Origin of the sequence: Flavobacterium sp. PL02 (assembly GCF_035013205.1) — a bacterium.
Classification (GTDB): domain Bacteria; phylum Bacteroidota; class Bacteroidia; order Flavobacteriales; family Flavobacteriaceae; genus Flavobacterium.
This window is the reverse complement of record NZ_JAYGJP010000001.1, coordinates 693,705-720,399: the sequence shown is the minus strand read 5'-3', so window position 1 is coordinate 720,399 and position 26,695 is coordinate 693,705. Positions and strand designations below refer to the sequence as shown.

The 26,695-nt window shown below is 34.1% G+C and carries 13 protein-coding genes; 7 read left to right on the top strand and 6 right to left on the bottom strand.

Translation table 11 applies throughout. From position 1 onward, the window contains the following. Window positions 1-46 precede the first annotated feature (46 nt). Entirely contained in the window at window positions 47-2,683 is a 2,637-nt protein-coding gene (locus SHI72_RS03025) for a valine--tRNA ligase (RefSeq protein ID WP_323489008.1), read from the bottom strand. Between the two features lie 240 nt (window positions 2,684-2,923). Here SHI72_RS03025 and SHI72_RS03020 point away from each other — a divergent pair, with 240 nt between their 5' ends. Beyond that, window positions 2,924-3,307, top strand: a complete 384-nt coding sequence (locus tag SHI72_RS03020; RefSeq protein ID WP_035619044.1) for a DUF1573 domain-containing protein — start codon at window positions 2,924-2,926, stop codon at window positions 3,305-3,307. 393 nt (window positions 3,308-3,700) lie between these two features. On the opposite strand, the gene SHI72_RS03015 is transcribed toward SHI72_RS03020, so the two are convergent. The 4 genes from SHI72_RS03015 to SHI72_RS03000 all read right to left on the bottom strand — a co-directional run bounded on the left by SHI72_RS03015 (window position 3,701) and on the right by SHI72_RS03000 (window position 10,907). Then, window positions 3,701-5,824 (bottom strand): OmpA family protein, encoded by a 2,124-nt coding sequence (locus SHI72_RS03015; protein ID WP_323489007.1) that lies wholly within the window; start codon window positions 5,822-5,824, stop codon window positions 3,701-3,703. A gap of 10 nt (window positions 5,825-5,834) precedes the next feature. Next, on the bottom strand, window positions 5,835-6,770 hold the full coding sequence (locus tag SHI72_RS03010; protein WP_039111136.1) for a type IX secretion system membrane protein PorP/SprF: 936 nt from the start codon (window positions 6,768-6,770) through the stop codon (window positions 5,835-5,837). A gap of 23 nt (window positions 6,771-6,793) precedes the next feature. Continuing rightward, on the bottom strand, window positions 6,794-9,433 hold the full coding sequence (locus SHI72_RS03005) for a gliding motility-associated C-terminal domain-containing protein (protein ID WP_323489006.1): 2,640 nt from the start codon (window positions 9,431-9,433) through the stop codon (window positions 6,794-6,796). A 151-nt stretch (window positions 9,434-9,584) separates the two neighbouring features. Next, complete coding sequence (locus SHI72_RS03000) at window positions 9,585-10,907, bottom strand: retropepsin-like aspartic protease (protein WP_039117697.1); 1,323 nt, start codon at window positions 10,905-10,907, stop codon at window positions 9,585-9,587. A 121-nt stretch (window positions 10,908-11,028) separates the two neighbouring features. Between SHI72_RS03000 and SHI72_RS02995 the strand changes: the two genes are divergently transcribed. The 6 genes from SHI72_RS02995 to lgt all read left to right on the top strand — a co-directional run bounded on the left by SHI72_RS02995 (window position 11,029) and on the right by lgt (window position 23,110). Continuing rightward, window positions 11,029-12,225 carry a pyridoxal phosphate-dependent aminotransferase gene (locus tag SHI72_RS02995; RefSeq protein ID WP_039111139.1) on the top strand — a complete coding sequence of 399 codons (1,197 nt, stop codon included), beginning with the start codon at window positions 11,029-11,031 and terminating at the stop codon, window positions 12,223-12,225. Between the two features lie 322 nt (window positions 12,226-12,547). Further along, on the top strand, window positions 12,548-19,081 hold the full coding sequence (locus SHI72_RS02990) for an FN3 associated domain-containing protein (RefSeq protein ID WP_323489005.1): 6,534 nt from the start codon (window positions 12,548-12,550) through the stop codon (window positions 19,079-19,081). A gap of 413 nt (window positions 19,082-19,494) precedes the next feature. Next, entirely contained in the window at window positions 19,495-20,166 is a 672-nt protein-coding gene (folE, locus tag SHI72_RS02985; RefSeq protein WP_039111141.1) for a GTP cyclohydrolase I FolE, read from the top strand. A 137-nt stretch (window positions 20,167-20,303) separates the two neighbouring features. Further along, a complete protein-coding gene (gene cysS, locus SHI72_RS02980; protein ID WP_039111142.1) occupies window positions 20,304-21,785 on the top strand; it encodes a cysteine--tRNA ligase in 1,482 nt (493 codons plus the stop codon). Between the two features lie 83 nt (window positions 21,786-21,868). After that, a complete protein-coding gene (gene yidD, locus SHI72_RS02975; protein WP_082001743.1) occupies window positions 21,869-22,117 on the top strand; it encodes a membrane protein insertion efficiency factor YidD in 249 nt (82 codons plus the stop codon). 63 nt (window positions 22,118-22,180) lie between these two features. Continuing rightward, the gene (gene lgt, locus SHI72_RS02970; RefSeq protein WP_039111143.1) at window positions 22,181-23,110 is read left to right on the top strand and encodes a prolipoprotein diacylglyceryl transferase; all 930 of its coding nucleotides are present in this window, start codon (window positions 22,181-22,183) and stop codon (window positions 23,108-23,110) included. A gap of 466 nt (window positions 23,111-23,576) precedes the next feature. On the opposite strand, the gene secDF is transcribed toward lgt, so the two are convergent. Continuing rightward, on the bottom strand, window positions 23,577-26,555 hold the full coding sequence (gene secDF / locus SHI72_RS02965) for a protein translocase subunit SecDF (RefSeq protein WP_323489004.1): 2,979 nt from the start codon (window positions 26,553-26,555) through the stop codon (window positions 23,577-23,579). Between the last annotated feature and the right edge of the window lie 140 nt (window positions 26,556-26,695).

Sequence of the window (26,695 nt, the reverse complement as noted above, 5' to 3'; positions counted from 1 at the left end):
TAAAACTAGTACTGGGATTTTTTATTTTTAAAAGAAAATCTAGTTCTTATTTCAAACCAGCAATACTTTGCTCGATTGTAGCAATTTTTGCTAATGCATCAGCTTCCTTTTGTTTTTCGTTTGCCAAAACTTTCTCTGGCGCACCTGCAACAAATTTCTCATTTGCCAATTTAGACTGAACCGATTTCAAGAATCCTTGTGTATAAACCAACTCTGCAGTAAGTTTTGAAATTTCGGCTTCAACATCTATGTTTCCTCCTGAAATTGGAATGAAATATTCATTTGATTTTACACGGAAAGATAATGCTCCGTCAACTTTAGCCGAAACATACTCGAAAGCTGAAATATTACCTAATTTAGTTACAACGGAATCAAAATAAGTCGTTAGATTCTCGTTATTTATCGCTTTTAATTCGATACTATCCTTAGATGCAATATTTTTTTCTTTACGAATTGTTCTTATTCCAGAAATTACTTCAATTGTACTTTCAAAATCAGCAATTAATTTAGCATCAAATGGTTTTAATTCTGGCCAAGTCGAAACGATCAAGGCTTCTTCTGGAGTTCTGTCAGCAATTATATGCCAAATTTCCTCCGTTAAGAAAGGCATGAAAGGATGTAATAACTTCAAGTTGCTTTCTAACATTTCTATTGCTTTCGCAAAAGTAACGCTGTCAATAGGTTGTTGGTATGCTGGCTTGATCATCTCCAGGAAAAATGCGCAAAAATCATCCCAAACCAATTTATAAATCCCCATTAAAGCATCTGAAATTCTATATTTGTCAAAATTATCTTCAATGTCAACCAATGTTTGTTGCAATTTAGCTTCGTACCATTCGATTGCTACTTTTGATGATTCTGGTTGCGGAATAGCATCCGAAACTTCCCATCCTTTGATCAATTTAAAGGCATTCCATATTTTATTAGAGAACCCTTTTCCTTGGTTACATAATTCTTCATCAAACATGATATCGTTTCCTGCAGATGCACTTAAAAGTAATCCTACACGAACTCCATCAGCACCAAATGTATCTATTAAATCTAAAGGATCAGGTGAATTACCTAATGATTTAGACATTTTACGACGTTGCTTATCACGTACTAAACCTGTTAAATATACATTTGTAAATGGCTTTTCGCCTGCATATTCATAACCAGCAATAATCATTCTGGCAACCCAGAAAAACAAAATATCCGGACCTGTAACCAAGTCATTTGTTGGGTAATAATATTTAAAATCTTCGCTTTCCGGGTCCATTATTCCACCAAAAACCGACATTGGCCATAACCAAGAGGAGAACCAAGTATCTAGTGCGTCAACATCCTGTTTTAAGTCAGATGTCTTTAGTGAATTGTTAGACGTTTTTTCTTGAGCTAATTTTAAAGCGTCCTCGATGTTTTCTGCAACAACAAAATCTTCTTTTCCGTCTCCATAAAAATAAGCCGGAATTTGTTGTCCCCACCATAACTGACGAGAGATATTCCAATCGCGAATATTATTTAACCAATGCGCGTAGGTATTTTCAAAACGTTTTGGGTGTAATTTAATATCACCATCAACTAAAACAGATTTAATTGCTGGTTTTACTAAATCTTCCATTTTAAGAAACCATTGATCTGATAATCTTGGTTCGATAACTGCTTTCGTTCTTTCAGAAGTTCCTACTTTATTAAGATGTATTTCGGTCTTCGCCAAAGCACCAATTTCTTCTAATTCTTTTGCAATCTCAGTACGAACTACAAAACGATCTTTTCCTTGATAATGCAATCCGAAACTATTAAGCGTAGCATCTTCATTAAAGATATCTACAATTTCCAGATTATGCTTCTCTCCTAGCGCTTTATCATTCATATCGTGCGCAGGAGTAACTTTAAGACATCCTGTTCCGAACTCTACATCTACATATTCATCTTCTATAATAGGAATAACTCTTCCTGAAATAGGAATAATAGCTTTTTTACCCTTTAAATGTGTAAAACGCTCATCATTTGGATTAATACAAATAGCAGTATCTCCAAAAATAGTTTCTGGACGCGTTGTGGCAACGGTCAAAAATTCCTCAGTTCCTTCGATTTTATATTTAAGGAAAAATAATTTTCCTTGCTGTTCTTCATAAATAACTTCTTCATCAGATAAAGTTGTTTTTGCCTCAGGATCCCAGTTTACCATTCGGTAACCTCTATAGATCAATCCTTTGTTATATAAATCAACAAATGATTTAATTACAGATGCTGACATATCTGGATCCATAGTAAACTTAGTTCTTTCCCAGTCGCAAGAAGCTCCTAGTTTTTTTAACTGATCCAAGATTACACCCCCATATTTATCTGTCCATTCCCAAGCGTGAGCCAAGAATTCTTCACGAGTCAAATCATTTTTATTGATTCCTTCGGCTTTTAATTTAGCAACAACTTTAGCTTCAGTAGCAATCGATGCATGGTCTGTTCCCGGTACCCAACAAGCATTGAGTCCTTTAAGACGCGCTCTTCTTATCAATACATCCTGAATGGTATTGTTAAGCATGTGTCCCATGTGCAAGACTCCAGTAACGTTAGGTGGAGGGATTACAATAGTATAAGGTGTTCTATGATCTGGCTCTGAATGAAAATAATTATTTTTCATCCAATAGTCATACCATTTGTTCTCGATTGTTTTAGCGTCAAATTGTGCTGGAATTGTCATTTTATCTTGGATATGTTTTATCGTTAATTTGTTTAATTACTAAATTGTCTAATCGTTTTTACCTCAGTAAAATAACCGATCAGGCAGCTTAACAAATAACCCTTTTATACTTTGGTTTGATTTTTGTATTTATAATAGAGAACAAAAGTAAATAATTAAGTACACTATAAAAAGCGAATTAATAATTTGTGTATTAATTAAAAGAAAGTATATTTACTTAATAACTTAAAACAATTTCAAATGAAGAAAGCAGCCTCATTTATAGCAATCCTTATGGTAACAACCATCGGTCTTGCTCAAAACGGCCCAAAAATTGATTTTGCTGCCAAGGACAATACGATTGATTATGGTACAGTAAGTAAAGGTGATAACGGGGCCAAAGCCTTTGAATTTACTAACTCTGGAGATGCACCATTAATGATTACATCAGTACAGTCTACAGCAGGTATTAGTATTGTATCTAAACCAAGTGCGGCAATTATGCCTGGAAAATCAGGGAAAATTGAAGTTAAATTTAATATGGCTCCAGGGCCAATAAGAAAAACAATTACTGTAGAAACTAATGCAGTAAACTACCCTGAGGGTCGTGTAGCTTTAAAAATTAGAGGAGAAGTAGCGAACTAACGTTCAAATCAAACTTCTTATAAATACAAATCGCTTCCTAAATTTTAGGAAGCGATTTGTATTTAGTTTGGCACGAATTGGCTACAAAGGAACGCGGATGAAACGGATTTACTAAAGTAAAGACGCTGATAAAACAGATTTTTAAAAACAATAGATAGAAAATCCGTTTTTATCTGTGTTTTCGCGATAGCGAATCCGTTTCATCCGCGTTCCCTTTTACGCGCAAACCAAACCTTTGTCACTTTGTACCTCAAAACCTAAGAGCCTTTTTTTGAACCTTTACGGTTAATTTTTTGCCACAGATTAAAAGGATTAAATAGATTTAAAGCTTTGCGAGCTTCGCGTAAACCTTTGCTAACTTTGCGGTTAATTTCCCCACCAAATAAATAATCCTTATAAATCCTTAATCACAAATTCGCTTCGACGGTTTAACTCATGTTGTTCTTCGTTACAAGCATCATCGGTTTTACATTTTATAATCGGCACAGATTCTCCATAACCTTTGGCTACAATTCTCTTTGTATCAATTCCGGAGTCTACCAGATATTCTTTGGTTGATTGTGCTCGTTTTTGAGATAAATCGGCATTGTACTTATCATTACCTCTGGAATCTGTATGAGACCCAATCTCGATAACCATATCAGGATATTTCTTCATTAATTCTAAAACTCTGTTTAAGATAACTTTAGATTCTTTTCTTATATACCATAAATCGTAATCAAAATAAATAGGATCGGTCTTGATAATTAATCGGTCTTTATCTCTTATAACATCTTTTTCCTGTGCAATAATCTTCTCTACTTTTTCTTTTTGATCTGTAATAGCTTTCTCTGCCTTCTCTTTTTTCTTGATTTCAGCTTGTGCAAGTTCATTTGCTTTAGTTTTTGCCTCTTTTGCTTTTAAAGCTACCAACTCTAGAGCTTCTTTTTGTTTCTTCTGCTCTTCAAGTTCTTTTTCTTCTTGTTTTACGACCTCAAGAGATTTAAGCGCCATCGATGCATCGTTACTTTTCCCTCTTGTTTTATCAAGAACTAAGATTCTGGAATTACTCGTATAATTTTCTTTAGATGCCGAAATTGTATAGGCTAACTCACAAGCTACTTTAAAATTAAACTTTCCATCGGCAGCCGTTACAATCGTACGCAATTGTTTGCTTTCTTCCTGCTGAAGTATAACCACCACATTTTCTAGCGGTAATTTTGTATCAACATCGGTAATTATCCCTGCAATAAGTTGCTTGCAATCTTCAATCAGCAATGGTTTAATTTCGTTTAATTGGTAGATATCATCACTCCCTTTTCCTCCTACTCTGTTCGAGGCAAAATATCCTTCTTTAGTATCGGAGTCTATGTTAAATGAAAAATCATCTAAATTTGAATTTAATGGCAAACCAACATTCAAGGGTTTAGTAAATGTTCCCTCTTTAATCTCGGATACAAAAACATCGAGTGATCCGTAACCCAAATGTCCATCAGAAGAGAAATAGAGTTTATTATCATTTGATACAAACGGAAACTGTTCTCTTTTATCGGTATTTATTAATGCTCCTAAATTTTGAGGATTCCCATACACTTTATCATATATTGCTACCGAAAATATATCAAATGAGCCCAATGTTCCCGGCATATCCGAAGCAAAGTATAATGTTTTTTCATCTGCACTTAATGCTGGATGTTCTACTGAATAATTTTCGCTGTTAAACGGAAGTGAAATCACATTTTTCCATTTTCCTTTTATAAGTTCGGCTCTAAAAATCTGAAGATTCGAAATTTTATCATCGTTTTTTCCTCTTCGTCCGTTTTTATAATTATTTCGTGTAAAATAAATAGTTTTACCGTCTTTTGTAAAAACAGCATTAGATTCGTGCATTCCTGTTTTTAATTCTTTTGCAAAATAATACGCAATCGAATCTCCTGCTTTTATCTTATTTATAGGTGCCGAAACTAGGTTAAGATACGTTTCATTATCCCATTTGTACATTTTATCAAATATTCCTGGTCTCTTCTTTACTGCTGCAAAAACTAAACTATCTTTATATTTTACTGCTCCAAACTCGGAGTTTTTGGTATTTATCGCTAGATTTTTAATAATAAATCTCTCTCCAATAGCCGTAATATTCTCTAATTCTTTAGTAGCATTTTCAAAGTCTAAATAATCCTGACTGTTTTTAGAATAATATTGTTTTAAAACTTCATTTGCTTCTTCATAACTATTGGTCGCTTTAAGCGTATGAGCATATTTAAAATAGTAGTTTCTATCTAAATCCTTATCATAACTTTTAATCAGAAGTCTATAATATTGTTGCGCTTTCTTTAAATCATTGGTATAATAATACGAATCGGCTAAGTTTTTTATGGCTTCCGCCGAAGGCTTTTCGGAGACTATTTTTTCGTACAACGGAATAGCTTCGCTGTAATATGTTTTATCAAAGAAACGTTTTGCTCGAGCCAAATCTTGATCTTGAGCATTTATAAACTGTATTGAAAATACGAATATAATAACTAGTAATTTTTTCATATTTTTCATTTTAAAAGAATCTTGGTGATTTATCATATCCCTTGCCTAATAAATCCAAGTCAAAAAGAAGCATAATCTCGTGCGTTCCAGAATTAAACTGTCCAAAATTAGTTGTGGTATAATCATAAGCATAACCTACTCTAATTGCTTTGGTAACGTTTACATTCATCAAGACACTTACTGCATCATCGACCCTGTAAGCGGCACCTAGTTCAAATCGTTCGTTGTACAAAACATTCGCAGTAATATCTACAGAAACTGGTGCTCCAACCACAAATTTTGACATAAAAGCTGGTTTTAGTTTGAACGCATCACTAAGCTGAAATACATATCCTGCAGTTAAAAACGTATGAATATCTTCGGAACCATACGCGTTTATTCCTGATTTCTCCTCGATATGTTTAGACTTCAATAAATTTGGTGCAGATAATCCAACATAAAATTTATCTGTAAAATAATAAGCTCCTAAACCTATATTAGGTTTGGTAACATTTACATTTTCAGCAAAAGCTAAATCGGTAGTAACATCTCCACTCTGAAGTTGAAATCCATTAAAATTAGTTTGCAAAGAAGTTAATCCCGCTTTTAGTCCTAACGAAAGTTTATTGTTTCCTCCTAACTCTAGTATATAGGCAAAATCGGCATAGAAATTATTCTCTTTTTTGGCTCCATCACCTATATCATCAGATATTAATGAGGCTCCCACTTCTATTTTATCACTTAAAGAAGTATGTGCAAAAAAGTTAAATGTTTTAGGTGCGCCAACTGCTCCTACCCATTGTGTTCTATATAAAGTTCCTAAATTTAGCATTGCTGGTGTTCCTGTTGCATAGGCTGGATTCACAATACTCATATTATACATATAATGTGTGTATTCGGGATCTTGCTGCGCAGAAGCGTGAACGATATAGAAAAGAAAACTTATAATTAGTATTATTTTTTTCATCTGAAAATTATATTAAATAGGAATTATCGATTTAAATAAAGACGACCTTGCAAAGGCGATCTGTTATCTTTATTGAAATGGACAACATAAAAATAAACGCCATTTGGTGCAACTCCATCAATTACTTTGGAATCGGAATTCTTACCATCCCATTCTGGTTTATTTTTATTACCTGTAAACATTAAGTTTCCATATCTGTTATAAATTTCGAGGGTATAATCGGGGTATAAAAAGTCTATATCTGGAATTGTATAAGTATCATTTGTACCATCTCCGTTTGGCGAAAATCCGTCGGGAATGAAGAAATCAGCATACTCTTCTTCATTAGTACAATTTGTAAGTGAAACTTTTGCTATCAGCACCTCATTAGAAAAACAATTTGTAGTACTTGAGAAATCAAACCCATAATAAGTTGCATTGTCCTCTAATAAAGTTGCTTTAGTTAACTGATTTCCATTGTCTGGAGCATCATACCAAACTATCGAAGCCGAAGCATTTGTATTATTAGATAAATCGGCAATTGTAGGGTTATTTATTCCACAAAAATCTTGTCCTTTAGGTATTAATACTGGTGCAGGTGTATCATTTACAGTAACAACACTTAAACTTTCTTGTGATACACATCCTCCAGGTGCCGTTACTTTAACATAGTAATTTCCCGATACCAATATGGTTGAGGCTCCTAAAGGAGTCGTAGCCGTGACTGAATCATACCATTTATATTGAGTCCCGTTTGGCACTAAATTGGCAACTGTTGCTTCATCTGATTTACAAAAAAACTGGGGATTAGTTGTTGGTGCAGTAGGAATAGCATTTATTAAAAAATCATCTAATAAGCCTGTAGGTGCAATACCGCAAGTAGTTTCATTATTGGTAACTTTTGTAATTGTAAGTCTGGTTGTACCTGTATTAAAGAGTAAATTTTGCGGAATTATAAAACTCGCTTTTGCATTTGTTACTAATAAATTGATTCTTTGCGTCGTTGCCGAATTACTTCCCGAAATCGTGTACGAAATTGCAATATCTTTTAAAATTCCTAATCCGGAAATAGTAACAGAAACAGGTTCATTTAAACAGAAATCATCTATTTGTACCTTAAAATTAGTTGCATTAGGCAAAGGCTTAACCACAATATTACCTATAACATTGGCTGTATTAGTACATTTAGTAACGCTATTTGTAATCTTTGTAATTACCACAGAGGTATTTCCATCTTTACTAATTAAAGCTGCTGGAATTATAAAATCAGGCACAACTCCATTAACAACAGTTATTGATGCTCCTTGGGCATTTGCAATATTGGCTCCACTAAGTTTATAGACAATATCATAAGTTCCGTTTAAAAGTTTTGAAGCTCCAGTAATCTGTACTACAGCATTTTCTTTCTGACAGATTGGGTCAATTTTTAATTTTGCAGAATCTAAATTGGGAATTGGATAAACATTTAAAATATCCGATAGATTATCCACTATATTTTTACAAACACCTTTGTTCCATTCGGCAACTATACTCGTAATTTCAACTTTAAAAGCCCCAACTTCCTGAAAATTAACAGCCTCTAATGGAAAAGTTACTACACCATTATTAAAGATTACTGATTCGGTCTTAACTGATGTCGCTGTTGGTCCCGATATGGTATAAGTAATGTTATATTTACCATTAGGAATAACTTCTGGTCCTCTTGTAAGTGTTGCCAAATAAGTCGCACTGGCAATTTCGGTCTCACATATATCTGAATCAACAACAAGAGTAGCTCCTGTAAAATCTAAACTTTTTTCGAGTGTAATTACTGCTGATACCGATTTATTAGAACATGGCCTATGACCATTAAGAGTTGGTGCTAAAACGGTATAAGTATACTCATAATCTCCTGCTCCCTGCGTATCAAATATTTTCTGAAGATTGACTTTATACCCTGGCGCTACTATCCCTGGACCACTCCATTCGCCTCCAGGATCTTGACCAACAAGTAAACCATGCAAATCAAAATTGGTATAAGTGGCTAAATCTGTACTTCCGCACAACAATAAATCCTTTGCGTTTCCTGGTTCGGGTGCTCTAACAACCGTTATCCATACCGTTACTGATGGTATTAGTAATATACAGCCGGGTACTGGAGGTACTGTATACGTAAATTTAAAGGTTCCTTGTAATCCTTTAATCGGAAATCCAGAGGGAACAATTTGACCTGCACCGTTAGTCCAGGTTCCGTTTTTATGTGGCCCCATAACGGTACCATTAAATGCTTCAAAAAGATTATAAGTCTCTCTATCGCTACATGGCGTAGCATAAGGAGCTGGTACTCCTGCATAAGCCCCTATAGTAATTCTTAATTTCGCTGTAGTACTTACACATCCAGGAGTAGCTGGAACTGTGTAGGTAAACTGATAAACACCACCCCTACTAATATTTTGCGCATATAAAATACCCGTTATAGTATCTAGTTCTTGAGTGTTACTATCATCTGTCCATTTTCCTCCAGCAGTTGGATTACCATCTAATAATCCTAGTAGATTAATTGATTCATGTACTGGATTCTCAATATCACATATTTTTACGTCAGTATCTATACCTGCACATTGTGCAATACTTTGGGATGGTAATAAGAATAAAACAATAAAAAATAAAAGTATTTTTAATGCAACAAGGTAGTTTTTGACCATATATTATTATTAAATTTCTAATAAAACTAACAAAACAATTCCTTAACACCAAAAAAACATATTTATTTAGCAATTTAGCACCTAAAAACAATACATTTTAACATATTAAGTATCAATATCCAACAATAACAATTATCAAAATCCAGGCGCCTTATAATTCATCTGTTAATTTAAAACGAAATTTAAAAATTTGACTCTCTCTCTCAACTTCTAAATTTATCCAAATATCATCTTCCGATTTTAGCAATGCATTTACTTGTTGCAAAGAGTATTTATAGGCTTTATTTCCGTTGATGCTAATAATAATATCTCCGCTTTTTAGACCTGAAAGCTCAGCAGCAGATTTTTTTCGAATATTAGCTATTTCAAAAACGGGTTTTAATTGAAATTTATATCTAAAATCATTACTCATTTTTTCTCCTTTAGAATCAAATGAATCTCCCATCATAGGGACAGTTTCAAGATGTACAGTTTCTTGTACCCATTGCAAGCCATTGTGCTGAATTATAATTCCGCTTTTATTATAAGTAAAAGGATGAGAGAAATCTCTATTTTTCTTGAGGTATATTTTTTTATCAGCATAGTCAAAAACCAATGTAAACCTTTTTAAGATCTCCCCTCCTACAGAACCTATCCTATCTGGAACCATCCTTACATTACGAATAGAACTTGAATCTGGAAAAGCAATTATAGGATTCTTAAAAGTAAAATCTCCAATAGAAAACGAAGAAACTCTGGCTCGCCTTCCCTCAATATCTCCACTAAATCCTTTTCCTAAATAATCTTCAAAGTTTTTCTTAGGTATTTTTATTCTTGAGTTTTGAAAAACCCAAAAAGCATCACTATTACCAATATCAATTAAAAGTTTAGCAGGGGTTTCAACACTGTCTATAACTGCTGTAGAATAAAGATATGGTTTGGATTTCTCTATAGTAATAGGAATAGACTTGAATTTTTTCTCAAATTTAATTCGATTTTGTTCATTCGATTTAAAGACAATAATTTTTTTCTTCTGATAATTAATCTCAACTAAATTATTTCTAAAAAACTGATATCCTATAATACCATTTACAGGAATACCTATATGAGAAGACAAATTAAAATCCTGATCCAATATTATATACAATAAATGATTGGTCGATTTTAATCCATTTATATCTAATGTGTTATTTGTCGATTTTAAACCTTCGATTGCTTCTTCGGCTCCTAAACCTCTAAGCCTTATTTTTTCGACATTAAAAAAATTTACTTCCTTTTTATCTTCTAAACTAAAAAGCACAGTGTCATCAACTCCAGAGTCTAATAAAAAATTTAATTCGACTCCATTTACCTTTATAGGTACAAATATTAAATTATTTATTAATTTAAAGGGAATACTAATCTTGTTAGTATGTCCATCGATAACAAATCCATCTTGTGCAAATGCAGTAAAGGTGACTATTTGCAAAAAAAACAAAGTAATTTTTCTTTTCATTAAGAGTATTTCTTATAAAAATACTAAAATTTTAGTTAATTAATACAAATAAGCATGTGCTAATATTGTTCACGTTAAATTCGAAAAAAAAATGCAAATTTGCACTTCAATAATAAAACACATGCCAACAATTTCACACAAAGGCAGAAACATGCCCGAATCACCGATACGTAAACTTGCTCCTTTTGCAGATCTTGCAAAACAAAAAGGACACAAAGTGTATCATCTAAACATTGGTCAACCGGATATCAAGACACCCGAAGTGGCCATCGAGGCGGTAAAAAATATTGATTTAACTATTATTGAATACAGTCCATCTGCGGGATATGAAAGTTATAGAAAAAAACTAGCAAAATTTTACCAACGCCAAAATGTAAACGTTAACTCAGAAGACATCATTGTTACTACAGGTGGTTCTGAAGCCTTATTGTTTGCACTGGCCACGATAACAGATCCTGGTGATGAAATTATTATTCCAGAACCTTTTTATGCTAATTACCATGCTTTTGCATCATCAACAAGTGCAACTGTAGTTCCTGTAATTTCTACAATCGAAAGCGGCTTTGCTTTACCAAGCATTGAAACTGTCGAAAAATTAATTACGCCTAAAACTAAAGCAATTTTAATATGCAATCCTGGTAATCCAACAGGTTATTTATATACTGAAGCCGAAATTAAACAATTGGCTACTTTGATTAAAAAACACGATTTGTATTTAATCGCCGATGAAGTTTATCGTGAGTTTTTATACGACGGAGACGATGTACATTATTCAGTAATGAATCTTGAAGATGTACAGCAAAATGTAATTATGGTCGATTCAGTTTCCAAACGCTACAGTATGTGTGGCGCAAGAATTGGTTGTTTGGTTACCAAGAACAAAGATGTTCTGGCAACAGTAATGAAATTTGCTCAGGCACGTTTGAGTCCGCCAACAATAGAACAAATTGCCTGTGAAGCTGCTATAGACACACCACAAAGTTATTTTGATGAAGTTATATCAGAATATAAAAGTCGTCGCGATACTCTAATAACCGAATTAAATAAAATTGATGGCGTAATTGTGACAAAACCAAAAGGAGCATTTTATTGCATCGCACAATTACCAATAGAAAATGCCGATGATTTTGCACAATGGCTTTTAGAAAGCTATGATTTAAACGGAGAAACTGTTATGGTTGCTCCTGCCGCAGGATTTTATTCGACTCCCGGAATGGGATTAAATCAGGTAAGAATTGCTTACGTCTTAAATAAAAAAGACTTAATTACTGCAGTAAACATATTAAAAGAAGCGCTTTTAGTTTATAACAAGAAGTAATAAAATAATCTTCAAATCCTTTAGCTAGGAATTCGCAAATTAGCCAATGTTAATTTGTGAATTCCTAGCTTTTTTTTATCCAAAATTTAAATCATAATCTTAAACAAATCTTGTTTACTAGATCAGTTACAAAAAAAAAATTAATCATCCTGTGTGTTTAATTTTAACCTTATACAACAATCTTTTTATCTTCTGCTCTAAATGATACAATAAAAACTTATCATGTTACAATAAAAACTTATCTGGGAAAACACCACATGAGCATATTTATACCTTTGCACGATACTCAAAATATTGATTTACAACAAAATACAAAATCATCGTGAAAAAAAAACTACACCTTTTTCTTGCTTCACTGTGTCTCATTGGTGGCTACTTAAATGCCCAACAAAAGACACAGCTCCCTATCAAGGGCAGCTACAATGATGTTGCAATTACAACTTCATCTAACGCTGTAAACTATACGAGTACAGGTTTATATTTAGAAGGCGGAACTGCCGCTGCACCTACAGAAACATACATCCGTTTCCAAGGAATTTCATTACCAGCAGATGCTGTTATACAGAGTGCTAATCTTATATTTTATGGAAGAACTGCCAGTACAGTGGGTACAACCGTTACTATTTTTGGCGAAAGAGGAAATTCGGATGCATATCCTACCTCTACCGCAACAACCACCGCTACTTCAATAAAAGGGCGCCAATACACATTCGATTCCGTGACATGGAATACCCCTGCTTGTGTAGCAAATAAAGAGTACACAACACCCGATGTAACAAACTTGTTACAAGATATGTTTCCTGCAGGTGTTGGAAATGCCAATATATCTTTTAAACTAGCAGGAAATCAAAAAGGCTCATTTGTTATGTGGTCTTTTGACGGAAACGCTGCTATGGCTCCCAAGTTACAAATAACTTTTACATCGGCTTACGGCACTTTTACAACTACCGTGTTAGCTAATACCGATGATGGTCGCGAAAATACCAACGGATCAATGTACCTAACAGATGGCTACATCAACCTAGGAGGAAGATCTGACTCTAGTAATAGTGTTGTAAGATTTCCTGTTGTCGAAATACCAGAAAAAGCAGAAATATCAGAAGCTTACATAGAGTTTTATTCATACGGAACAAGCCCTGCAAGTACCGTAAACATCTATACTGAGTTGGCAAATGCTGCTACATACGCAACCACTTCAGGCAATATTACCAAAAGAAACTATTCTGCAAACACAGTCAATTGGTTTACTGAATCTTGGACTATTAGTAACACACAACATAAAACACCAGATCTTAAAAACATTATTGATGCAACTCGTCTATCAGGATGGCAATCAGGTCAAGCAATCGGGTTTAAATTTGTTGGGACTTTGCAAAATAATGGAGCTACTGCAAGTACTAATGAAATGGGCGAATTATATAAACCTCGTCTTGTAATCAAGTACAAAACAGAAGGAAATGGACCTAATGTCGAAACAAATCCGTTAAATGGAGTTTCAGCAAGCGTTATATCAACTGGAAATGATGATGCAAGAGAATATACCAATGGCAACATGGCTTTGGGAGATGGTTATATGCATTTGAGTGGACGTACTGATGGCAGCGACAGCGGTTTTATTTTTAGAAATACCCAAATTCCAGCAAATGCAGAAATCAAAGATGCTTATATCGAATTTTATGCATACGCCACAAGTCCTGCTACAACCGTAAATATATATGCTGAGAAAAGCAAAAATTTGCCTTACACAAATAATCCTAAAAGCATAACAGCTCGCGAGTATACCAATAACAACATTCAGTGGGCAACCGAAGCATGGACTAGTGATTTGGCAAAAAACCGAACACCTAATCTAAGAAATGTTATCGACGAAATCCGTTTAAACGGATGGAAATCGGGCGAAAATATCGCATTCAAATTCAATGGAACTGGCTTAAACGATGGAGCAAGAGCTTATGCATACGAGGGATCAACACTTTACAGACCACGCTTGGTCGTAGAATATGTTAACAACGGTGCGGGCCCAAGCATAGTAGTTGACCCGAACGAAATACAAACCTCTGCCTCGATTGTGTCTACAGGAAATGATGACGGAAGAGAATATACTAACGGTAATATGGCTTTGGGAGACGGCGCTATCTTTCTAAGCGGACGTACGGATGGCAGCGACAGCGGTTTTACTTTTCGCAATACCCAAATTCCAGCAACTGCAGAAATTAAAGAAGCGTATATCGAATTTTACGCTTACGCCACAAGTCCTGCTACAACAGTAAATATATATGCCGAGAAGAACCAAAAATCACCTTACAGCTATAATCCGAAAAGTATTACGGCTCGCGAATATACCACTAATAACATTCACTGGGCGACTGAAGCCTGGACTACCGATCTTGCGAAAAAAAGAACCCCTGACCTGAGAAATATCATAGACGAAATCCGCTTAAACGGATGGAAATCGGGCGAAAATATTGCATTTAAATTCAATGGACAAGCTTTAAATGACGGCGCAAGAGCTTACGCATACGAGGGATCTACACTTTATAGACCACGTTTGGTAGTAAAATATGTTAACAACGGTGCAGGGCCAAGTATTGTGGTTGACCCGAACGAAGTACAAACCTATGTCTCCATTATCAATACAGGAAATGATGATGGAAGAGAATATACCAACGGTAATATGGCTTTGGGAGATGGTGCTATGTTTTTAAGCGGACGTATTGATGGCAGCGATAGTGGTTTTACTTTTCGCAATGCCCAAGTTCCCGCAAATGCAGAAATTAAAGATGCTTATATCGAATTTTACGCTTACGCCACAAGCCCTGCTACAACTGTAGATATATATACTGAAATGAACCAAAAATCACCTTATGCCTATACCCCGAAAAACATTACGGCTCGTGAATATTCCAATAATAAAATCCATTGGGTAACCGAAAACTGGACTACCGATCTTGCAAAAAACCGAACTCCAAATCTGAGAAATATTATTGACGAAATTCGTTTGAACGGATGGAAATCTGGCGAAAATATCGCATTCAAGATTAATGGAATAGGCTTAAACGATGGGGCAAGAGCTTATGCATACGAAGGATCATCATTTTACAGACCACGCTTGGTGATAAAATATGTTCTTAACGGTGCTGGACCAAGTATAGTGGTTGACCCTAACGAAATACAAACTGAAGCTTCGATTGTATCTACCGGAAATGATGATGGAAGAGAATTTACCAACGGCAATATGGCTTTAGGAGATGGTTATATGTTTTTGAGCGGACGTACTGATGGTAGCGACAGTGGTTATATTTTTCGCAATGCTCAAATTCCGGCAAATTCAGAAATTAAAGATGCTTATATTGAATTTTACGCTTACGCCACAAGCCCCGCTACAACTGTAGATATATATGCCGAGGTAAACCAAAAAACACCTTATACATATGACCCTAAAAGCATTACGGCTCGCCAATACTCCAATAATAAAATCAACTGGGTAACCGAAGCCTGGACTACCGATCTTGCAAAAAATAGAACTCCTAATCTGAGAAATATTATCGATGAAATTCGTTTAAATGGATGGAAATCAGGCGAAAATATCGCATTCAAATTCAATGGACTAGGTATAAACGATGGCGCAAGAGCTTATGCTTATGAAGGTTCAGTACTTTATAAACCACGCTTAGTAATAAAATATGCTAACAATGGTGCAGGACCAAGTATGGTGACAAACCCAACAGAAACACAAACCTCTGTTTCGATTGTAACCAATGGATATGATGATGGACGCGAAAATACGGATGGTAACATATATTTGGGTGACGCTTATTTATCACTAGCTGGACAACCCGATTCTTATAAAACAGGTATTCGCTTTCAAGCTGTTGAATTTCCTACTAATGCCGAAATAACAGAAGCATACATCGAATTTTATGCCTACGGTTCAAGTAATGCAACTACCGTATCTATAAAATCAGAGATAGGCGATGCGCAAATTTATTCACCGGTAAAAAATAATATTTCAAGCCGTACTTATACCGAAAATACTGAATTATGGAATACGGACACACGTAACGATTATGCACAAAACCGTACAGTAGATATTAAAAAACTGATCGACGAAAACCGTTTGAGAGGATGGGAATCCGGACAAGGCTTAGCATTCTTATTTGAAGGCAAGGGTGTGTCGTCAAATTTTGCCCGTGTACGCGCTTACGAAGCAGGTAATATGTATAGACCTCGTCTAGTAATTAAATACAAAGACAATCAAAAAGGACCGAATGCAGCAGCAGTAATCAGTACGCTAAACAATGTAATAACTACTCCATCGCAAATGACCGGACTTGTTATTAACGAGGTATCGGCACAAGGTACTATGGATCAAAAGGAAGACTGGATAGAGATATATAACAGTCTTGATAAAATGGTTCTTATCGATAGTAATGTTTCCGTATCAAATAAAGACACTAAAAAAGATCTTAATATACTAAAAAACATTCTTGTTCCTGCTAAAGGATTTGCTGTACTAATAGCAGATAAAAAACCAGAAAAGGGAGACTTCCATCTTAATTTCGATTTGAAAAATACAGGAGGCACACTCTATTTATCGACTTTAGTAGGTAAAAAAACAACTGCTTTGGATGAATTGAAATACTTAGAAACTCCATACAATACAAGTTACGGACGAAGCACAGATGCATCAACTACTTTAGCGGCTTTTATCAATCCTACATACAATATATCTAATAGTGTGGGGCAACAAACATTGGCTTTGTCGTTCAGTAAAGAAAGAGGTGTATACCCAACAGGCTTTGATGTTACAATTACAGCTCCCGCAGGTACTACCGTAAATTATACATTAGATGGTAAGTTTCCTTCAAAAACAGTTGGAACAAAATATACCGTTCCCGTTTCTATAAAACAATCATGTGTACTTAAAGTATATGCTTATGACGCAACAGGTAATTCAGGAGTAGCATCCCACACTTACGTATTGCAAGACAATTATAAGAACGAACTACCTACCAGTTATGCGCAATGGTATAATAAAACTTATATATTAACAGCCGACGAATATTCAAAAGCAATAGCTGAATTACCTATTATTTCTATATCGACAGATGCAGAAATATCTCCTCTTTGGGTACAAGGCTCGTTTGAATATATAGATAAACATATTTATAGCGACCATACCAACTTTTTCTCAAATTCTACTACGAAGCAATTTGGACAGGCAAGTTTAGCACAATATAACGGTGGAGTTAAATTTAAATTTAACAAAAACGCAGCCGTTAAAAAGGCAAACTATCCTTTCTTTGATACGTATCCTGGTGAAGTTTATCCTACTACAAATAAGATACAAGTTCTCGAGTTAAAAGAAGGTGAAGATGGTCCTCAGAATAATGTTTACAATACTGGCTACTTACGTTTTGATGAAAAAATGACAATGAACCTATGCAAAGAAATAGGTAAATATGCGCTAGACACCCGTTATGTAAATTTCTTTATAAATGGTAAATACAGAGGTGTTAAGACCATGAGAAACGACTTCAGTTCCAACAATTTAGAAGAAGTATTTGGAGATGATGCTGATAATTACACAACCGTAAATTTACAGGATGGTAATTTCCCAGGAGGTGTTGTTGAGGAAGGCGATGGTAGTACTGCCATTTGGCAAAATATAAAAAAACTCGCGGCAGCCAAAGATTTTCAAGGTTTTAAAAATTGGGTAGATGTTGAGGACTTAATCAAATTCCAGATTATGTTTATGTTTACTGACACTGAGAATGAAGCAACAGCTATAGTACACAATTACGCTCCGACCTTTATGAAAGCTAAAATGAATATAAATGATACCGATGGTGCGTTTTTTGGAGGATTCACAGCCCCTACTTCATCAACAACAATGCCAGCAATAGGTTTTGCTGGTGGCGGAGGTAATTACAAACAAAAATGGATTTTAAATGATTCCAGATTAGGACCTGGTGGCTTATTCGGCAACTTCATGGGCTCAAATACAAATCAAACTACGGGTAACCTCGAATTTAAAACACTCGTAAAAGATTATGTACAGGCAGCATTTGGAGATTCTAAAAGTACGGTTGCAGCTCCTCTTTCTGTGAGTAATGTGCAGACTAAGATAAAAACCACAGTGACCGAACTGAATAATGTGTATAAACTGGACGCAGCTTATATGTCTTATGACAGAGAAGTCTACAATTATTGGAAAAATATAGATGTACCCAGAGTAATAGCTCAAGTACCTGAAAGGGTATCTTATTCATTGCAAAAATGGCAAGAATACAATATGGTTCATAATTTGCTGGCAGCACCATTTGATACAACTGTTACAGGGCATATTACAATTAACAATCCTAATACAGGAACACAAGTGTATTATACGACCGATGGTTCAGATCCTATGGGCAAAGATGGTGTTGTTTCTCCATCGGCATTTCTGTACGATGCAAATAAAGGTATTACACTTTCTTCGGGTACTTATTCGTTGGTATCGAGAGCTTTTACCACTAATAACTGGGGGCCTTTGTCTAAGGCAGACGTAAAAGGTAGCGTAATGACTAAACGTTCAGCAGCAAATATTTCGGAAGAATTATTAAATACCGAAGCTCAACATGTAATTATTTACCCTAACCCTGCTTATAACGAAATTAATGTAAACTTAGAGAATACAGCTTCTGTAAATTCAACGATGAGTATTTACTCTATCGATGGAAAACTGGTACAGAACAATACCTTAACAAGTCAATCTAATACTGTAAATATTGGAAATCTAAATTCTGGATTTTATATTATAAAGATTGTAAATAGCAATGGTACGGTAAGTACTCATAAGTTGATTAAAAAATAATAAGGAATTCTCTTCAGGAGAATGCATAAATAAAGAAAGACCTCTCTGATTAAATTCTGAGAGGTTTTTTTATAAATCTGCAGTAGGTTCTTATTCCAGATTAAAATGAGGTTAAACCAAATGCAAATTACATTTATCTTGAACAAAGAAGAATTAATGGGCAGAGTTAATACTTTAAAACAAAACATTTTAGCCTATATTGCTAAAAATAATAGACAACAAAAGAAACAATTAGTTAATAAAGTGTGAATGATAACAACAATCAAAAGTTGTTGTCATTTCTGTTTTAGGCAACTACGTGCATCTAATCTAAAAAGTGAAGATTAAATAGTAGAAACGATAGAAAATGTTTCCCTTTTATTAATTATCTTTACGCACTCAAAAAGATATACCCAATATAATAGTAGTTTTTAATGATAAATAACGAAGATTTTTTAGACGAAATAGGTGACAATCATATCGGTTCAAGTGCGCAAAATCCAATCAGAGAAGATGCTTTTGCAATTACTGACGATGAAAAAATAGAAAAAATAAAGAAAGATGTTGAAAACATTCTACTTACACTTGGAATGGATTTGACTGACGACAGTTTAAAAGGTACTCCAAACCGAGTAGCAAAAATGTTTGTCAAAGAAATCTTTGGCGGACTTAATCCTATAAGAAAACCAAAAGCATCTACTTTTGATAATAATTATAAATATGGCGAAATGTTGGTTGAAAAAAACATTACGCTTTATTCTACCTGTGAACACCATTTATTACCAATTATAGGAAGAGCTCATGTTGCTTATATTTCTAACGGAAGAGTAATTGGTCTATCAAAAATGAACCGAATTGTTGAGTATTACTCAAAAAGACCTCAGGTTCAAGAGCGATTAACTATGCAAATCGTTCAGGAATTACAAAAAGCTCTTGGTACTGAAGATGTAGCTTGCGTTATTGATGCAAAACACCTTTGTGTAAATTCAAGAGGAATTAAAGATATCGAAAGCAGTACAGTAACATCTGAATTTGGCGGTAAATTTAAAGACCCTCAAACAAGAAGAGAATTTTTGGATTACATTAAGTTAGAAACACAATTCTAGTTTATAACATCTTTTCAAACTATATTTATGACCTAGCCCTGATGGAAGCGGCATCCTTTTTCTGGCTCCTTTAGCCAGTAAAAGATATAGCGAACAGCAGGAATAGCTTCAAATAAACAATCAAACAGTAAAAAAATATGCCTTTATATACAAGTCAACATCTAAAAATATACAATTCACTTTCGGGTGAAAAAGAAAATTTCAATCCTATTCATGAGGGAAATGTTGGAATGTATGTTTGCGGGCCTACAGTTTACAGCAATGTACACTTAGGAAATGTTAGAACTTTTATGTCTTTTGACGTAATCTTTAGGTATTTTTCGCATTTGGACTATAAAGTGCGTTACGTAAGAAATATTACTGATGTTGGTCATATTGTGGATGATGTTGACGAAGGTGAAGATAAAATTGCAAAAAAAGCGCGTTTAGAGCAATTAGAACCTATGGAAATTGTACAGCGTTATACTGTAGATTTTCACGATATCCTTAAAGCTTTTAATTTTTTACCTCCAAGTATTGAACCTACAGCTACTGGTCATATTATTGAACAAATTGAGATTGTCAAAAAAATAATCGACACAGGAATAGGCTACGAAGCTAATGGATCTGTATATTTTGATGTTGTAAAATATAACGAAACCAATAATTACGGTATATTAAGCGGACGAAATATCGAAGATATGTTAGCCAATACTCGTGATCTTGATGGACAATCGGACAAAAGAAACCCACAGGATTTTGCTCTTTGGAAAAAGGCAGAACCACAACATATAATGAGATGGCCTTCGCCTTGGAGTGATGGTTTCCCTGGTTGGCATCTTGAATGTACAGCAATGAGTACCAAATATTTGGGTAATCATTTTGATATTCACGGTGGCGGAATGGATTTAAAATTCCCACACCACGAATGTGAAATTGCACAAAATGAAGCTTGTACAGGTCAAAGTCCAGTAAATTATTGGATGCATGCTAATATGCTTACCTTAAACGGAAAGAAAATGGCAAAATCTACTGGAAATAATATTTTACCAGGCGAGATTTTGAGTGGTGAAAACACTATCCTTAGCAAACCTTTTTCTGCTTCCGTAGCTCGTTTTTTCATGTTGCAGGCACACTACAGAAGCATTTTAGATTTTTCGGATGATGCAATTGTTGCTGCCGAAAAAGGATATAAACGATTGATGGAGGCTATGGATTCATTGGATACAATTGTTCCAAGCACTTCTTCTTCAATTAATATAGCAAGTTGGAAACAATTATGCTACGATGCCATGAATGATGATTTTAATACTCCTATTTTAATCGCACAATTATTTGAAGCTGTTCGTTATGTCAATTTATTAAAAGACAATAAAGAAACCATAACTTCTGAAGACTTAAACAACCTATCAACTGCTTTACGAGCTTTTGTATTTGATGTTTTAGGATTAAAAGACGAGAAAATGTCTGACTCTAATAATGATAAATTAGAAGGTGTTGTAACTATGCTAATCGGAATGAGAAATCAAGCCAGAGCCGATAAAAACTTTGCTCTTTCTGATCAAATCAGGGATCAATTGATTGAACTAGGTATTCAATTGAAAGATGGTAAAGATGGAACTTTATTTAGTGTTCAATAAAGAGTTTTTAGTACTCTGCATATGAACATTAGAAAATAGTCTTGTATTGATATTTTTAATAGCGACACTGAATTACTGAGCATATGATATCAAAAATATTAATATATCCATTTGTTTTACTCGTTCGGTTTTACCAGAATGCTATTTCTCCATTCACTCCGGCAGCTTGTCGTTTTGAGCCAACCTGTTCGAGTTATATGATTGAAGCATTACAAACCCATGGTTTATTTTATGGCGGGTATTTAGGCATCAAGCGAATATTGAGTTGCCATCCGTGGGGAAGAAGTGGCTACGATCCTGTTCCTGAAAAGAAATGCAATCACAAACATTAACTTTTTATAAAGTATAACTTTACTTTAAATATTTATTTTTACAAAATAAAAATATATTACTACATGATACACGCTTTAAACATTGTTTGGAATCCTTCGGAGGGAATTGATTTAGGTTTTTTTATGATTCGTTATTACAGCCTAATGTTCGTAATTGCTTTTGGATTAGGATGGTACATAATGAAACAAATTTTCGAACGTGAAAATGAACCAATCGACAAATTAGATTCTTTATTTATCTGGACTGTTTTAGCTACTTTAATTGGAGCACGTTTAGGTCACGTATTATTTTACGATTGGGAATATTATAGAAATCATATTTCTGAAATCTTTTTACCATTCCGCTTTAGTCCAAATTTTGAGTTTACAGGATACCAAGGATTAGCTAGTCATGGTGCAGCAATCGCAATTATAATTGCAATGTACTATTACAGCAAAAAAATATTAAAACGTCCTTTGTTATGGATATTAGACAGGGTGGTAATTCCTGTTGCCAGTGGAGCAATATTTGTACGTTTAGGTAATTTCTTTAATTCAGAAATTACAGGAAATGAGACCGACTCTATTTTTGGAATTCGTTTTTTGCATGAATATTTCAGCAAAAATGATGCAGTAAACAAAACTCAGATTGCCAATCCAAAAGACGCATATACTGCTATTGCTACAGATCCAAAATTTGCCGACTTATTAGCACAAGTTCCCGTAAAACATCCAGCACAATTATATGAAGGTTTTTGCTACATCTTTGTGTTTGCAATCCTTTACTATTTATACTGGAAAACAAATGCAAGCCAAAAACCTGGATTTTTATTCGGTTTGTTTCTAGTTCTTTTATTTGTAGTTCGTTTTATAGTCGAATTTGTAAAAGGAAGTCAAGGCGGTTTTGAAAACGAATTAGGCTTGTTTTCAACAGGACAATGGCTAAGTATTCCCTTTATAATAGTTGGAGCTTACTTTATGATTAGAGCCAATAAAAAAGCCTTAAAAAGCTAAATAAAATATACTCAATAAGAAGACCCGATACTTTCATATGAATGTATCGGGTCTTTTTTTTTACTTCAGCATTAATTACCCATTTCAGAAACTTAGCATTCCTCCTATTTTGAATTTTACTCTCAACGACTTCGCCAGATAAGCTGTCTTTTAATTCCCCCTAAGAAAGCACATGCCTTTTCTATTAACGAGCTACTTGCAAAGATTCTTCCTGCAGAAAGATAAGATTGAGTTGTATTATGAATGAAATTAGCATTCCATACTACTCAAAAGCTCAAGGCTTTTTACTATTTCAAATATTAATTATTCTTTACCCAACCTCTTAATCCTTTGTGACCTTTAACCTTTGCTACTCATACATCACTAATCTTTTATCTCTTTACCCCTTTGAAACTATATTTTTTTCACAAAAAAAAAGGATTCAATTTTCATTGAATCCTTTTTAAATATATAGTTATAAAAACTGTTATGCGTTTTTATGTCTTTCTTCAATTGATAATTTATCAGCTGCAGAAATAGAATCTACCAATACTGGAGTTGCAATAAATAACGAAGAATATGTTCCTACGATAATACCTACCAACATAGCGAAGATAAATCCTCTAATTGATTCTCCACCAAAAATGAACATGATTAATAATACCACAATCATTGTTAATGAAGTATTGATTGTTCTTGACATTGTTGTATTAATAGAGTCATTTACAATTTGTTCAAAAGAACCTTTTGTTTTCCCTGCTAAGAATTCACGAACCCTGTCAAATACAATTACAGTATCATTCATCGAGTATCCAATTACAGTAAGGATCGCCGCAATAAAGTGCTGATCTACTTCCATACCAAACGGCATGAATTTGTAACATAATGAATAAATACCTAATACGAAGATAACATCATGAGCAATAGCTGCAATCGCACCTAAACTAAATTGCCATTTTCTAAAACTAATCATTAAGTATAAGAACACAATTGCCATTGCTCCAAGTACAGCCCAATATGCATTTGTTTTAATATCCTCTGCAACAGTAGGTCCAACTTTAGAAGCTTGTAAGATACCAAGTTTCTTACCTCCATTACCTTCGAAAGAGTTAACAAACTTATCATAAGTTAATCCTTCAGAATAGTGCTTTTTCAAGTTTTCAAACAATAATTTGTTTACTTCCTCGTCAGCTTTAATACCGTGCTCTTCTACTTTATATTTAGTAGTAATTTTTAATTGGTTATCACTACCAAAAACTTTTGCTTCGGCACTACCAAAAACTACTGCTAATTCATCTTTAACAACTTCTGCCTCTACTGGTTTTTCAAAACGTATTTGGAATGTTCTTCCTCCAACGAAATCCACACCTTGATCAAGTCCGTTAATACATAATGATGTAATACTCACTACAACAACGATACTTGAGAATAAATACGTCCATTTTTTAGCTCCTAAGAAATTAAAATGGAAGTTGTTAAACATATTTTTAGAGAAATTAGTAACGAAAGTTAAATCATTCTTTCCGCTAATATTTCTATCAATAAATATTCTAGCGATAAAAATAGAAGTAAATAAAGAGGTTATAATACCAATTAACAATGTAGTAGCAAATCCTTTAATTGGTCCTGAACCAAATATAAATAATACCGCTCCTGTTAAAATATGTGTAACGTTTGCATCTGTAATAGATGACATTGCACCTCTCCAGCTATAAGAAGTTTTAATTGCTTCATCAAGTGTTTTACCTGCTCGCAATTCTTCTTTTGCTCTTTCATATATAATAATGTTCGCATCTACTGCTGTACCCATTGTTAATACGATACCTGCAATACCAGGTAAAGTTAGAACTGCACCTAAACTTGCCAAAATACCGAATAAGAAAAGTAAGTTAACTGCTAACGCAAGGTTTGCATACCAACCAGCTTTACCATAATAAATCATCATCCAAAGAGATACTAAAAGTAATCCTACAATAGCCGATGTTGTTCCATTATCAATAGCCTCTTGTCCTAGGGATGGTCCTACAACTTCTGACTGAACAATATCTGCAGCAGCAGGTAATTTACCAGCTCTTAATACGTTAGCTAAATCTTTAGTTTCTGTAACATCAAATACACCTGAAATCTCAGATCTTCCTCCTGAAATTGGACCACTAGAAACTCCTGGAGCTGAATATACGATATCATCAAGAACGATAGCAATATTACTTTTTTGAGTATAAGCTCTACCTGTTAATTCTTCCCAAGCTCTTGCACCTTGACTGTTCATTTGCATAGAAACAGCTGGTTTACCCATTTGGTCAAAAGTATCTTTAGCATCAGTTACAACACCACCGCCCATTGCAGCAATGTTATCTCTATTTCCTTTTAAAGCATATAATTCTACAGCTTCAATTTCTTTACCTTTTGCATCTTTAATATCTGTTGGTTTTCCCCAAACAAATTTTGCATAATGTTGATCAGCACCTAATAATACTCTGATATCTGGTCTTTTTAAATAACCGTTTACAACAGCAGTATCTTTTGGAGAGAAAAGACCTAAAACTGGTCCTCCACCCTGACCTAACATTTTGTCAAATAAAGGATTGTTTCCTTTTTTAGTAGCAAGTGAATCTTTACCACCTGTAAGTAAATCATTTAATGAATCTTTTACTACAGCTTTAGTTTCAACTTTATTAACTTCGGTTTTCTTTAAGGCATCATTAGCAGCCATTAAGAAATTACCCAATTCTTCAATTTTGTAAGTTTCCCAAAACTCTAATTGAGCAGTACTTTGCAATAATTTCTTGATTCTATCAACATCTTTCGCACCTGGAAGTTCAACAAGAATTCTTCCTGTTTCTCCAATTTTTTGAATATTAGGTTGAGTTACACCAAATTTATCGATACGTTTTCTTAGTACTCCAAAAGCACTTTCTACAGACTCATCAACTTTTCTTTTGATAACTTTTTTCACCTGAGCATCACTCATTTGAAAATCGATACCACCTTCACCTTGCAAACTTCTGTTAGCAAAAATTTCTGGAGAAGCTAATTTTACTGTTCCATTTGAGTTTGCCTCAAAAGCTTCAAAAAACGCATCTAAATACGTTTGATTTCCTTTTAGATTTGCAGTTGCATCAGCTAATGACTTATTAAAAACTGGATTTTTAGAATTATTAGCCAATCCTTTTAAAACATCTTTAACAGAGATTTGAAGAATAACGTTGATTCCTCCCTCTAAGTCAAGACCTTTATTGATTTGCTTTTCTTTTACTTCATTAAAAGTAAAACTAGTAAATCCTAGATTGAAAACTTTTTCTTTACCAATAGAATCCAAATATTTTAATTCTTTATCAGGATTATCTCCTGCAAAAGATTTCGCATCACTTTTTACTTTATCAGCGACAAAAGTGAAGGAAAGTTGGTAAATACTTACCAATGCAAATAGAATTGCGAAAAATTTAATAAGTCCTTTATTCTGCATTATTACTAAAAATTAATTATGTTTTATAGTTTGTTTTGTTTTAAATTCCACAAAATCAAGCCGTTAAGCTGTTTTTTATATCTAAATAACGGAATCACGAATTACATTATTTTTTTTAAACCGAGCAAATATATAATTAA

Excerpts from the sequence above, each read along its gene's own strand:
- SHI72_RS03025 (WP_323489008.1), bottom strand. The coding sequence starts at position 2,683 with ATGACAATTCCAGCACAATTTGACGCTAAAACAATCGAGAACAAATGG.
- SHI72_RS03020 (WP_035619044.1), top strand. The coding sequence starts at position 2,924 with ATGAAGAAAGCAGCCTCATTTATAGCAATCCTTATGGTAACAACCATC.
- SHI72_RS03015 (WP_323489007.1), bottom strand. The coding sequence starts at position 5,824 with ATGAAAAAATTACTAGTTATTATATTCGTATTTTCAATACAGTTTATA.
- SHI72_RS03010 (WP_039111136.1), bottom strand. The coding sequence starts at position 6,770 with ATGAAAAAAATAATACTAATTATAAGTTTTCTTTTCTATATCGTTCAC.
- SHI72_RS03005 (WP_323489006.1), bottom strand. The coding sequence starts at position 9,433 with ATGGTCAAAAACTACCTTGTTGCATTAAAAATACTTTTATTTTTTATT.
- SHI72_RS03000 (WP_039117697.1), bottom strand. The coding sequence starts at position 10,907 with ATGAAAAGAAAAATTACTTTGTTTTTTTTGCAAATAGTCACCTTTACT.
- SHI72_RS02995 (WP_039111139.1), top strand. The coding sequence starts at position 11,029 with ATGCCAACAATTTCACACAAAGGCAGAAACATGCCCGAATCACCGATA.
- folE (WP_039111141.1), top strand. The coding sequence starts at position 19,495 with ATGATAAATAACGAAGATTTTTTAGACGAAATAGGTGACAATCATATC.
- cysS (WP_039111142.1), top strand. The coding sequence starts at position 20,304 with ATGCCTTTATATACAAGTCAACATCTAAAAATATACAATTCACTTTCG.
- yidD (WP_082001743.1), top strand. The coding sequence starts at position 21,869 with ATGATATCAAAAATATTAATATATCCATTTGTTTTACTCGTTCGGTTT.
- lgt (WP_039111143.1), top strand. The coding sequence starts at position 22,181 with ATGATACACGCTTTAAACATTGTTTGGAATCCTTCGGAGGGAATTGAT.
- secDF (WP_323489004.1), bottom strand. The coding sequence starts at position 26,555 with ATGCAGAATAAAGGACTTATTAAATTTTTCGCAATTCTATTTGCATTG.